We start from the raw sequence: 12,032 nt of genomic DNA, 5'->3' as shown, positions 1-12,032 counted from the left end.
GCACGCGACGGGTGCGGCTCAACTCGGGCGGGCCGAGCACGATGACGCTGGCGTGGGCGGCGACATCGCGGAGCACGGTGGCCAGGACCCCGATGGGGTTTCAGGCTTGACATCCGGGACGCAGCCCCGTTTTGGCTTTATGTCACGGGGATGGCCTGGTGTGGGATCGGCTTTGCTCGTCTTCGACTTCGCGGTGGTGGCTTTCGGAGTGGTTGGGGCTGGTTTTGGTTTCGTTGTTGGTCGTTTCGTTGTTGCGGTTGGGCGCGTTCGGCGAGTTGGCGGCTGGAGCAGGACCAGCCGGAGCGAGGCTGGGCTGATCGGGGTCGTTCTTAGGCGGACCGTCGTTTGGTGTCGCTTTCAGTTTCCGCGCGGCTGATTCTGGCCCTGTGAAAGAACTTTCAGATCCGACCAGCGTGGGCCGCCACAGTGCGGACCGCCTGGCGCTCGTTGATCACCGGATCGTGCGACCCTTAAGCGCTCGAAATTGTGTTCGATGCTTGGGATACTTGAGTCATGGAACCGATGACCACCTTCACCACGACTCCCGGCGCGAACGCCGAGGCAGTTGTGGCTGCGACCGCGCCCACGGATGCGTCCGTGCCTGGTGCTGCGGTCGTTGGACCGTGGGTGGAGTCACCGCAGGCGGAGGCGTACTCCGATGTCGAGCTCACGGCACGGATTGCTGAGATCGAGCGCTCCATCCGGCAGGCGAGGATGGAGCAGCTGGCGCTCATCGCCGAAGCGGACCGTCGCCGGCTGTTCGCCGAGCAGGGCGCGCGGTCCACTCAAGCCTGGCTGCAGGGTTTGCTCCGCATCGATTCCCGCGAGGCCAAGAACCGCATCCAAGTCGCCAACGGCGTGACCACATGCTCGGACGAGCACAGCGAACCGTCGCCGGCTGAATTGCCCATCACGGCCAAGTCTTTGACCGAAGGAACGATGGGAATCGAACACGCGACTATTATCACGCGCTGCATTCGAGCACTGCCTGAATCCGCCCAGCACCGCGCGCACGAGGTCGAGGCGCTGCTGGTCCAGAACGCACGCCGAATGTGCCCGCGCGACCTGGCAAAACTGGCCGAACGAATCAAGTACGTGTTCGACCACGAGGGAGCGCTGCAGGACGAACGCGCCCAGCACGAGGCTCGCGAACTCCACTACGCAACTGCCCGCGACGGCATGCTGGTCATCAAAGCCCGCCTGGACCGCGAGACCGGCGCGAAGTTCGTGGAGGCCCTCCGCCCCCTGGCCGCACCGCGCCCGGAAATCAACGGCGAGAAGGACCCCCGCACGGTCGGCCAGCGCAACGCGGACGGATTCGCGGCAATGGTCGACCTCGTCCTCGACTCCGACCAGATGCCGCGCACCGGCGGCCAGCGCCCCCACCTGACGGTCACCATCGACTTCGACGACCTCAAGAACCGCCTGATCAGCGAAATGCCCGGCCTCCTGACGGCCACCGAGCAGTCCATCACCCCCGAGAACATCCGCCGCATCGCCTGCGACGCCGAGGTCCTGCCCATGGTCCTCGGAAGCGACAGCCTCCCCCTCGACGTGGGAACCGCGCAACGAACCGCCCCCACCCACATCCGCGCAGCGCTCCTCCAACGAGACGGCGTGTGCGCGTTCCCTGGCTGCGACCGCCCGCCGGGCACCCCGCAAGCCCACCACATCCAGCACTGGGTCGACGGTGGCCCCACCGAGATCAACAACATGGTGATGCTCTGCCCGCACCACCACCGAAGGATCCACGACCAGCACTGGTCGATCACCATGCACCGAGGACGCCCGATGTTCACCCCACCGTCCAACATGGACAAGGCAAGAACTCCACAACCCGGCGGCAAAGCCCTACCAGCCGCCTACCGAGACAACCTCCGAGGACTGATCCCCACCCCAAGAACCCCGGAGGTCACCCAATGACGCCCGCGCACGAAAGCCCGGGCGCAACCCCAACGCGCCCACAAACCCAACCCAACGAGCCCAGACCAACAACACGAACTCGACGGCCGGACCAAACACCAGACGACAGAACCGAAATCAGCCCCAGCCACCCGAGAGAAAGGCGATCCGATGGCTCACAGCAGGCGGCCATTCCACACCGGGTCATCCCCGTGACATGAAGCCGAAACGGGGTTGCGGACCGGATGTCAAGCCTGCAAACCCCGAAGGGGCGGCCGCAAGGCCGGGCTTGACAGCCGGTCCGCAACCCCCACAATCCGCCAAATCACGGGGATGACCCCACCGACGACCGAACGGACACAAGTCCCGAGCACCTTGAAAACTCAACAGCGGACAAAGGAAAAGGGGCACCGGGCAACAAGCCCAGCACCCCTCGTCCGAGAGCACGAATATCCGGAGATCCACCGACCAGGAAGGTCACAGGTCACACGGTGAACCCGAGAGCCCGCAACTGCTCCCGACCTTCCTCGGTGATCTTCTCCGGCCCCCACGGCGGCATCCAAACCCAGTTGATCCGGAAGTCAGAGACCAAACCCCCACCAGGCCCACCGGTGAGGGCAGCCCGGGCCTGGTCCTCGATGACATCGGTCAACGGGCAAGCCGCCGAGGTCAACGTCATGTCGACGGTAGCGGAGTTGTCCTGCTCGACCCGGATGTCGTAGACCAGGCCGAGGTCCACGACGTTGATGCCCAGCTCAGGGTCGACGACGTCGCGCATCGCCTCTTCCACGTCCTCCAGCGAGGCGAGCTCGGCGGAGGGAGCGGACTGCTCCGGCAGCGCCTCAGCGCTGCGCACCACGTCGGTTTCCTGCTGCACCGGGGCTTGCTCGCTCATGAAGCCTCCTCGACAACTACGCGGGACACCGCGTCCTTGAAAGCCATCCAACCCAGCAGCGCGCACTTCACGCGCATCGGGTACTTCGCCACGCCCGCGAACGCGATTCCGTCCTCGAGCACGTCCTCGTCCGGTTCCACCTTGCCGCGGCCGTGCATCAGCTCGCTGAAGGCCGCCTCGGTGGCCATCGCCTCCTTCAGCGGCCTGCCGACCACCAAGTCGGTCAGCACCGACACCGAGGCCTGGCTGATCGAACAGCCCTGCCCCGCGTAGGACACGTCCTCCACGGTCGCGTCCTCGTCGGAACCGATCAACCGCACCCGGAGGGTGACTTCGTCGCCGCAGGTCGGATTCACCTGGAACGACTCGGCGTCGAAGGGTTCCCGCAACCCGCGGTGGTGCGGATTGCGGTAGTGGTCCAGGATGATCTCCTGGTACATCTGCTCCAGCTGCATGAAGAATTCCCCGGCAGGTCCGGTCAAGCCACCCCGAAGAAGCGCTGCGCCTCGCGCACCGCATCCACCAACGCCTTGACCTCGTCCAGTTCGTTGTACAAGTAGAACGACGCCCGCACGCTAGCCGGAATTCCCAACCTGCGGTGCAGCGGCCAGGCGCAGTGGTGTCCGACCCGGACCTCCACCCCTCGGTCGTCCAGCACCTGACCGGCGTCGTGCGGGTGCACGCCGTCGATCACGAACGCCACCGTGCCACCACGGCTCTCGGTGCTGGTAGGACCGACGATGCGCACCCCGTCGATCGCCGACAGCTCGCGCAGCGCCAGCTCGGTGAGCTGCCGCTCGTGCGCCTCGACGCGATCCATGCCGATCACGTTCAGGTAGTCCACCGCCGCCCCCAGGCCGATGGCCTGGGACGTCATCGGCACACCGGCCTCGAACCGCTGCGGCGGCGCGGCGAACGTGGAGCGCTCCATGTGCACCAGTTCGATCATCGAACCGCCGGTGATGAACGGCGGCATCCCCGCCAGCAGCTCGCGGCGGCCGTAGAGCACGCCGATACCGGACGGGCCGAGCATCTTGTGCCCGGAGAACACCGCGAAGTCCACGCCGAGCGCCTTGAAGTCCACCACCTTGTGCGGCACCGACTGGCAGGCGTCGAGCACGACCAGCGCACCGACCTGGTGGGCCCGCTCGACGATCTGCTCCGTCGGATTCACCGTGCCCAGCACGTTGGACTGGTGGGTGAAGGCCACCAGCTTGGTCCGCTCGGTGATCACACCGTCCACGTCGGACAGGTCGAGCCGGCCCTCGTCGGTGATCCCGAACCAGCGCAGCGTGGCACCGGTGCGCTCGCACAGCTGCTGCCACGGCACCAGGTTCGCGTGGTGCTCCATCTCGGTCACCACGATCTCGTCACCAGGCCCGAGGCGGAAGCGCTCGGCCTCCGCCCCGGACGTGGCGGCGTTGCTCATGGCGTAGGCGACGAGGTTGATGCCCTCGGTGGCGTTCTTGGCGAACACCACCTCATCGGCATCGACCCCGACCAGACCAGCAATCCGTTCTCGGGCGCTTTCGTACGCGTCCGTGGCCTCCTCGGCGAGTTGGTGCGCACCGCGGTGCACCGCCGCGTTGGAGTGCTCCAGGAAGGAGCGCTCCGCGTCGAGCACCTGGCGCGGCCGTTGCGAGGTCGCCCCGGAGTCCAGGTAAACCAGACGCCGCCCGTCGCGGATGGTGCGTCCCAAGATCGGGAAGTCCGCGCGGATCGCCGCCACGTCCAACGGCGTGCTCGCACCCTCGGTGCGAGGAGGCTGAACGGTCATGACTGGGCTGCCGCCTCCTTCTTGCCGGTGAAGCGCACGTAGCCGTTGGCCTCCAGCTCGTCGGCCAGCTCGGCACCGCCGGACTCCACGACCTTGCCGTCGGCGAAGACGTGCACGTAGTCCGGGGTGATGTGCTTCAGGATCCGGGTGTAGTGCGTGATCAGCAGAACGCCCTTGCCGCCCTTGCCGGTGTAGCGGTTGACGCCCTCGGACACCACGCGCAGCGCGTCGACGTCCAGGCCGGAGTCGGTCTCGTCCAGGATCGCGAACTTCGGGTCCAGCAGGTCCAGCTGCAGGATCTCGTGCCGCTTCTTCTCACCACCGGAGAAGCCCTCGTTGACGCTGCGCTCGGCGAACGACGGGTCGATGTCCAGGTCCGACATGGCCTGCTTGACTTCCTTGACCCACTTGCGGATCTGCGGCGCCTCGCCGCGGACCGCGGTCGCCGCGGTGCGCAGGAAGTTCGACATCGACACGCCCGGCACCTCGACCGGGTACTGCATGGCGAGGAACAGACCCGCGCGGGCCCGCTCGTCCACGCTCATCTCCAGCACGTCCTCGCCGTCCAGCAGCACCGAACCGGAGTCGATCTGGTACTTCGGGTGACCGGCGATGGCGTAGGCCAGCGTCGACTTGCCGGAACCGTTCGGGCCCATGATCGCGTGGATCTCGCCCGAGCGGACGGTCAGGTTGACGCCGTTGAGGATCGGCTTGGCGCCTTCCTCGGTGAGGACCGAGCCGTGCAGGTCCTTGATCTCCAGGGTGGCCATCTCTTCTTCGTTCTCCTGGTGTGTTCGAAAAGCTTGCGGGTCAGGCGCCGACGACGGCGAGTTCGGCCTCGATGGCCGCTTCCAGCCGCTCCCGGACCTCGGGCACGGTGATCTTCTGCAGCAGCTCGCCGAAGAAGCCGCGCACCACCAGGCGCCGGGCCTGGTCCTGCGGGATGCCCCGGGCCTGCAGGTAGAACAGCTGCTCGTCGTCGAAGCGGCCGGTGGCGCTGGCGTGGCCGGCGCCTTCGATCTCGCCGGTCTCGATCTCCAGGTTCGGCACCGAGTCGGCCCGCGCGCCCTCGGTCAGCACCAGGTTGCGGTTGAGCTCGTAGGTGTCGGTGCCCTCGGCCTCGGCCCGGATCAGCACGTCGCCGATCCACACCGAGTGCGCCGAGTCGCCCTGCAGCGCGCCCTTGTAGAGCACGTTGCTGCGGCAGTTGGGCACCGAGTGGTCGATCAGCATCCGGTGCTCCAGGTGCTGGCCTGCGTCGGCGAAGTACAGGCCGAGCAGCTCGGCGTCGCCGCCCTTGTCGCCGTAGTTGACGGTGGTGTTGACCCGCACCAGGTCACCGCCGAGGGTGACGGCCAGGTGCCGGAACACCGAGTCGCGGCCGAGCTTGGCGTGCTCGGAGCTGACCTGGGTGGCGTCGTCGGCCCAGTCGTGCACCGACACGATGCGCAGCTGCGCACCGTCGCCGACGACGAACTCGACGTTGTCGCCGAGCGTGCCGGACCCGCGGTAGTCGATGACGACCACGGCTTCGGCGAACTGCTCGGCCCGGACCTGCAGGTGCCCGAACGCGACCTGGCCCTCGCCCGGCCCGTCGACCGTGATGGTGATCGGGCCTTCGGGCTTGGTGTCCTTGGCGACCGTGACGACGGTGGCCTCGGTGAACGAGCTCCAGGCCTGCGCGGCGATCCGGTCGGCGGGGATGCCGCCCTCACCGATGCGCGCGTCGTCGCGGGCCACGGTCTCCACGGCAGCGCCGTCGCCGGTGACCTCGACCTTGATGTTTCCGGTGGCTGTCGCGCTGCCGTCGTGCAGGCCCTTGACCCGCTTCAGCGGGGTGAAGCGCCAGTCCTCCTCGCGACCGCCGGGGACCTCGAAGGCCTCGACGTCGTAGGAGGTGAAGCGGGAGCCCCGCGACGACTGCGGAACACCGGTTCCGCCGCCGTGCGAGTGCTCTCCGAGGCCGTGCTGGGCGTCGGTCTTGGTGGTGCTCGTCATCTCAGCCGACGGCCCCTTCCATCTGCAGCTCGATCAGTCGGTTCAGTTCCAGTGCGTATTCCATCGGCAGCTCGCGGGCGATCGGCTCGACGAAACCGCGCACGATCACCGCCATCGCCTCGTCCTCGGTCAGACCGCGCTGCATCAGGTAGAACAGCTGGTCATCGCTGACCTTGGACACCGTGGCCTCGTGGCCCATGGACACGTCGTCGGTGCGGACGTCCACGTACGGGTAGGTGTCGGACCGGCTGATGGTGTCGACCAGCAGCGCGTCGCACTTGACGTTCGACGAGGAGTGGTGGGCGCGCTTGGCGACCTTCACCAGACCCCGGTAGGAGGCGCGGCCACCACCGCGGGCGATCGACTTGGACACGATCGTCGAGGAGGTGTGCGGAGCCAGGTGCTCCATCTTGGCGCCCGCGTCCTGGTGCTGGCCCTCACCGGCGAACGCCACCGAGAGCACCTCGCCCTTGGCGTGCTCGCCCATCAGGAACACCGACGGGTACTTCATGGTCACCTTGGAGCCGAGGTTGCCGTCGACCCACTCCATGGTGGCGCCCTCTTCGGCCTTCGCGCGCTTGGTGACCAGGTTGTAGACGTTGGTCGACCAGTTCTGGATCGTCGTGTAGCGGCAGCGGCCGCCCTTCTTGACGACGATCTCCACGACGGCGGAGTGCAGCGAGTCGCTGGAGTAGATCGGCGCGGTGCAGCCCTCGACGTAGTGCACGTAGGCGCCCTCGTCGACGACGATCAGGGTCCGCTCGAACTGGCCCATGTTCTCGGTGTTGATCCGGAAGTAGGCCTGCAGCGGGATGTCCACGTGCACGCCCGGCGGCACGTAGATGAACGAACCGCCCGACCACACCGCGGTGTTCAGCGCGGAGAACTTGTTGTCACCGGCCGGGATGACCGAGCCGAAGTACTCCTTGAACAGCTCCGGGTGTTCCTTCAGACCGGTGTCGGTGTCCAGGAAGATGACGCCCTGGGCCTCGAGGTCCTCGCGGATCTTGTGGTAGACGACCTCCGACTCGTACTGGGCGGCCACACCCGCGACGAGGCGCTGCTTCTCCGCCTCCGGGATGCCCAGCTTGTCGTAGGTGTTCTTGATGTCCTCGGGCAGGTCTTCCCAGGTCTGGGCCTGCTGCTCGGTGGAGCGGACGAAGTACTTGATGTTGTCGAAGTCGATGCCGGACAGGTCGGCACCCCAGTTGGGCATCGGCTTGCGGTCGAACAGCCGCAGCGCCTTGAGCCGGGCCTCCAGCATCCACTCGGGCTCGTCCTTCTTCGACGAGATGTCGCGGACGACGTCCTCGTTGAGGCCACGGCGGGCGCTAGCACCCGCGACGTCCGGGTCGGCCCAGCCGTACTCGTAGCTGCCGACGCTGGCCAGGATCTCGTCCTGGCTCATCTGCTGGTCAGCCGTGGTGGGTGTGCGCTGCTCCGCAGCGGCAGTCATACGGACTCCCCTCCATCAGGAATCGGGGCGGTGTTCGGGTCGGGATCCGCGAACCGCGTGGTCGGCACGTGCGTGGTGCAGACCGAATCGCCGTTCGCGATGGTTGCCAACCGCTGCACGTGGGTGCCGAGTACTTCGGCGAAAGCCGCTGTCTCGGCCTCGCACAGCTGCGGGAAGTCCGCAGCGACGTGCGCCACCGGGCAGTGGTGTTGGCAGAGCTGCTCGCCGCTCGCGACGCTTCGCGTCGAGGCAGCGTAGCCCTCCCTGGTGAGCGCGTCGGCAAGGGCCTCCGCGCGATCAGCCGGGTCGTCGGCGGCGGCCAGCGCCTCGCGGTGGTTGGCCACCAGGGCGGCCATCCGTCGCTCGGCGAACTCGCGCACCGCCTGCTCACCATCGTGTTCGGCGATGAACCGCAGCGCCGCCACCGCCAAGTCGTCGTAGGCGTGCCCGAACCGCGCCCGTCCCACTTCGGTGAGCAGGAAGAGCTTGGCGGGTCGGCCACGACCGCGACGGCTCCGCGGGGAGGCTTCCCGGGTGTAGGCCTCGCCTTCGGCGACCAGCACGTCGAGGTGCCGGCGCACCGCGGTGGGGCTCAGCCCGAGTTCTTCGGCCACCGCCGCAGCGGTGATCGGTCCTCGTTCCAGCAGCAACCGCGCAACCGTGTGCCGGGTGCGCCCGTCGCCGTGCGCACCGGGCTGGGCAGCGTGGCCCTGCTCGGCCGCCGCAGCGGTGGACGTCCCGACGTTTTTCACAACACGAATGTTACCTATTTCGACTCAGCACACCAGGCTGCGGGGCACGCCCGTGAGCTGACTCACGCGATTACGCTTCGTCGTCGTGGCGGCAGGTGAAGCGACGAGCAGACGACCAGCGACCGAAGAAGCAGCGGAACCGCTGGACAGGGGCGAGCGGCGACAGCTCGACGTGGTCCGCCGCTTCGGCACCACCGGCTCGCTGGTGCTGGCCATCGGTTCGATCGGCGCCGGGGCTGCCCCGGTGGACAACCCGTTGTCGGGTGCGCGGCTGATCGGCCTGCCGGTCCGGATGCCGACGGTGGCGATGGCCGCCTGCTGGCTGGGCATCCTGATGATCGTGATCGCCTGGCTGTGGCTGGGCCGGCTGTGCTGGCCTGGTCGCGCCCGGATGCTGTCGGTCACCCAGCTGGCCCGCACGCTGGCGATGTGGGCGCTGCCGCTGGCCCTGGCCCCGCCGCTGTTCAGCACCGACATGTACAGCTACCTGGCGCAGAGCGAGGTCGCCGCGCGCGGCTTCAACCCGTACGTGCTGGGGTCGGCCGCCGCGCTGGGCGTGGACCACCCGTTCACCGCGAACGTGCCCAACATCTGGCGCGACACCCCGTCCCCGTACGGGCCGCTGTTCCTGATGTTCGGCCAGGTCATCTCCCGCATCGTCGGCGACAACGTGGTGTTCGGGGTGCTGGTGTGGCGCGCGGTGATGCTGTGCGGCCTGGCGCTGGCGATCTGGGCGATCCCGCGGCTGGCGCGGCGCTGCGGCGTGCACCCGGCCGCCGCGCTGTGGCTCGGCGCGGCCAACCCGATCGTGCTGTTCCACGTGGTCAGCGGCATGCACAACGAGGCGCTGATGGTCGGCATCATGCTGGCCGCGATCGAGCTGGGCCTGCGGTACCAGACGCTGCCGGGGATGGTCGCCGCCGGCGTGCTGCTGAGCGTGGCGGGGGCGATCAAACCGCCGGGCTGGATCGCGCTCGGCTTCTTCGGCATCTACCTGGCGCTGCGCCGCGGCGGCCGGTTCCGCGACCTCGTGCAGGTGGCGGCGGTGCTCACCGCGGTGTTCCTGGCGACCATGACGGTGATCACGGTCAGCAGCGGCTGGGGCTTGGGCTGGATCGACACCTTCGACGTGCCGAACCGGGTCAAGACGTTCATGGCGCCGCTGACCGCGTTCGGCATGACCGGCGGCGGGCTGAGCACCCTGCTGGGCCTGGGCAACCAGACCGACGCGATGCTGGTCATCACCAAGATCATCGGCTACCTGGTGGTCGCGGTGGTGTGCCTGCGGATGCTGTGGCTGTCCTTCCGCGGCCGCATCGAGCCGCTGGCCGGGCTGGGCATCACGTACCTGACGCTGGCGCTGGCGGTGCCGGTGCTGTGGCCCTGGTACCTGCTGTGGTCGGTGGTGCCGCTGGCGCTGGCCACCAACAACAACCGGTTCCGGGTCACCGCCGCGGTGATCTGCGCCCTGGTGTCGCTGTTCGTGCCGCCGACCGGTGCCGGGTTCCCGCTGCGCGCCTACCAGATCCCGCTGGCCGTGATCGCCGCGCTGATCGCGTTCGCGATCACGCTGTGGCTGGTGCGGGGCAAGGTGCCGGGGCTGCTGCCGACCCGCGGCGGTGTTCGGCCGGTCACGCAATAGGCTTGGACTTCGTGAGCAACGCCGATGGTCCGGCCGTCCAGCTGCGCGGGCTGAAGAAGCGCTTCGGCGACACCGTCGCCGTGGCTGGCCTCGATCTGTGCCTGCCGCGCGGCAGCGTCCTGGCGCTGCTCGGGCCGAACGGCGCGGGCAAGACGACGACCGTGGAGATCTGCGAGGGCTTCCAGCGCCCCGACTCCGGCGAGGTCCGCGTGCTGGGCCTCGACCCGCACACCCAGTCCGAGGCGCTGCGGCCCCGGATCGGCGTGATGCCGCAGGGCGGCGGCGCCTACCCCGGTGTGCGGGCCGACGAGATGCTGGACCTGGTCGCGGCCTGCGCCGCCGATCCGCTGGATCCGGCCTGGCTGCTGGACGTGCTCGGGCTGTCCAACGCGCGCCGCACGCCCTACAAGCGGCTCTCCGGTGGCCAGCAGCAGCGGCTCTCGCTGGCGTGCGCGCTGGTCGGGCGTCCGGAGCTGGTGTTCCTCGACGAGCCCACCGCGGGCCTGGATCCGCAGGCGCGGCGGCTGGTGTGGGACCTGGTCGGCGCGCTGCGCCGCGACGGGGTGAGCGTGCTGCTCACGACGCACCTGATGGACGAGGCCGAGGCGCTGGCCGACCGGGTGGTGATCGTGGACCACGGTCGCGCGGTCGCCGACGGCACCGCCGCGGAGCTGACCGAGCCCGAGGACGGCAAGCAGGAGCTGCGGTTCCGCTCCCAGACCGGGCTGGACCTGAACCTGCTGCTGGCCGCGCTGCCGGAGGACTGCCAGGCCAGCGAGCTGCGGCCGGGCGACTACGTGGTGCGCGGCCAGGTCGACCCGCAGGTGGTGTCCACTGTGACCGCCTGGTGCGCGCAGCACGGGGTGCTGGCGCAGGAGCTGCGGGTGAGCCGCCGCAGCCTGGAGGACGTCTTCCTGGAGCTAACCGGACGGGAGCTGCGATCGTGAACGCCGAGGCCAACGCCGCGCCCCAGCTCGGCGCCCAGTTCCCGGCCGGGACCTTCGCCCCGGCACCGGGCCGGGGCCGCCCGCTGCGGATGCTGCTGGCGCAGACCAAGATCGAGGCGTTGCTGATACTCCGGCACGGCGAGCAGGCGCTGCTGACGCTGATCATCCCGCTGGCGCTGCTGATCGGCCTGAGCACCTTGCACATCGGCGACCTGCCGGAACCGCGGGTCAACTCGGTGATGCCGCGGATCCTGGCGCTGGCGGTGATGTCCACCGCGTTCACCGGGCAGGCCATCGCGCTGGGCTTCGACCGCCGCTACGGCGTGCTCAAGCGGCTGTCGGCGACCGCGCTGCCGCGCTGGACCTTGATCTCCGGCCGGGTGCTCGCAACGCTGCTGGTGGTGGCGTTGCAGGCGGTCGTGCTCGGCGTTGCCGCGGTCCTGCTGGGCTGGTCGCCGGCGATCGCCGGTCTGCTGCCCGCCGTCCCGCTGCTGGTGCTGGGCACGCTCGCCTTCGGCGCGGCCGGGGTGCTGGTCGGCGGCGCGTTGCGGGCCGAGATCGTGCTAGCGCAGGTCGCCGGTCCCGGAAGCGGGTTGCGATGGGGCGTCGGTGTCATGATCGCTGCTGTTCAGAGGTGCTTCGTCGGCTGAGTCGGGGTTGTGC

At 68.7% G+C, this 12,032-nt stretch carries 10 protein-coding genes and 1 pseudogene; 4 read left to right on the top strand and 7 right to left on the bottom strand.

All coding sequences use genetic code 11. From position 1 onward, the window contains the following. Window positions 1-513 precede the first annotated feature (513 nt). Window positions 514-1,923 (top strand): HNH endonuclease signature motif containing protein, encoded by a 1,410-nt coding sequence (locus ABTZ89_RS26745; protein ID WP_351049619.1) that lies wholly within the window; start codon window positions 514-516, stop codon window positions 1,921-1,923. Between the two features lie 463 nt (window positions 1,924-2,386). Here the strand turns inward: ABTZ89_RS26745 and ABTZ89_RS26740 are convergent, their stop codons facing one another. Genes ABTZ89_RS26740 through ABTZ89_RS26710 form a run of 7 tightly spaced genes read right to left on the bottom strand, consistent with a single transcriptional unit; the run spans window position 2,387 to window position 8,780 of the window. Continuing rightward, entirely contained in the window at window positions 2,387-2,797 is a 411-nt protein-coding gene (locus ABTZ89_RS26740) for a metal-sulfur cluster assembly factor (protein WP_270950218.1), read from the bottom strand. Next, window positions 2,794-3,252 (bottom strand): Fe-S cluster assembly sulfur transfer protein SufU, encoded by a 459-nt coding sequence (gene sufU / locus ABTZ89_RS26735; protein ID WP_270950217.1) that lies wholly within the window; start codon window positions 3,250-3,252, stop codon window positions 2,794-2,796. Before sufU ends, ABTZ89_RS26740 begins: the two co-directional genes overlap by 4 nt. Before the next feature lie 23 nt (window positions 3,253-3,275). Then, the gene (locus ABTZ89_RS26730) at window positions 3,276-4,574 is read right to left on the bottom strand and encodes a cysteine desulfurase (protein ID WP_351049614.1); all 1,299 of its coding nucleotides are present in this window, start codon (window positions 4,572-4,574) and stop codon (window positions 3,276-3,278) included. After that, complete coding sequence (sufC, locus tag ABTZ89_RS26725) at window positions 4,571-5,344, bottom strand: Fe-S cluster assembly ATPase SufC (protein ID WP_270950215.1); 774 nt, start codon at window positions 5,342-5,344, stop codon at window positions 4,571-4,573. Before sufC ends, ABTZ89_RS26730 begins: the two co-directional genes overlap by 4 nt. Window positions 5,345-5,384: 40 nt before the next feature. Continuing rightward, entirely contained in the window at window positions 5,385-6,572 is a 1,188-nt protein-coding gene (sufD, locus tag ABTZ89_RS26720) for a Fe-S cluster assembly protein SufD (protein WP_351049611.1), read from the bottom strand. Window position 6,573: 1 nt separating this feature from the next. After that, window positions 6,574-7,980 (bottom strand): Fe-S cluster assembly protein SufB, encoded by a 1,407-nt coding sequence (gene sufB / locus ABTZ89_RS26715; protein ID WP_408641870.1) that lies wholly within the window; start codon window positions 7,978-7,980, stop codon window positions 6,574-6,576. Window positions 7,981-8,024: 44 nt separating this feature from the next. Then, the gene (locus ABTZ89_RS26710; protein WP_270950212.1) at window positions 8,025-8,780 is read right to left on the bottom strand and encodes a helix-turn-helix transcriptional regulator; all 756 of its coding nucleotides are present in this window, start codon (window positions 8,778-8,780) and stop codon (window positions 8,025-8,027) included. An 85-nt stretch (window positions 8,781-8,865) separates the two neighbouring features. Here ABTZ89_RS26710 and mptB point away from each other — a divergent pair, with 85 nt between their 5' ends. From mptB to ABTZ89_RS26695, 3 genes and pseudogenes are all read left to right on the top strand, one after another. Next, window positions 8,866-10,422: a polyprenol phosphomannose-dependent alpha 1,6 mannosyltransferase MptB gene (gene mptB / locus ABTZ89_RS26705; protein ID WP_351049606.1), complete on the top strand. Its 1,557-nt coding sequence runs from the start codon at window positions 8,866-8,868 to the stop codon at window positions 10,420-10,422. An 11-nt stretch (window positions 10,423-10,433) separates the two neighbouring features. Beyond that, window positions 10,434-11,369, top strand: a complete 936-nt coding sequence (locus ABTZ89_RS26700; RefSeq protein ID WP_270950210.1) for an ABC transporter ATP-binding protein — start codon at window positions 10,434-10,436, stop codon at window positions 11,367-11,369. Window positions 11,370-11,458: 89 nt separating this feature from the next. Continuing rightward, window positions 11,459-11,938: pseudogene (locus ABTZ89_RS26695) on the top strand (ABC transporter permease); the annotation flags it as partial. Between the last annotated feature and the right edge of the window lie 94 nt (window positions 11,939-12,032).

Origin of the sequence: Saccharopolyspora sp. NPDC002686 (assembly GCF_040295745.1) — a bacterium.
GTDB classification, from domain to species: domain Bacteria; phylum Actinomycetota; class Actinomycetes; order Mycobacteriales; family Pseudonocardiaceae; genus Saccharopolyspora; species Saccharopolyspora oryzae.
Note: the sequence above shows the minus strand (reverse complement) of the source record. Positions and strands in the feature narration are given on the sequence as shown.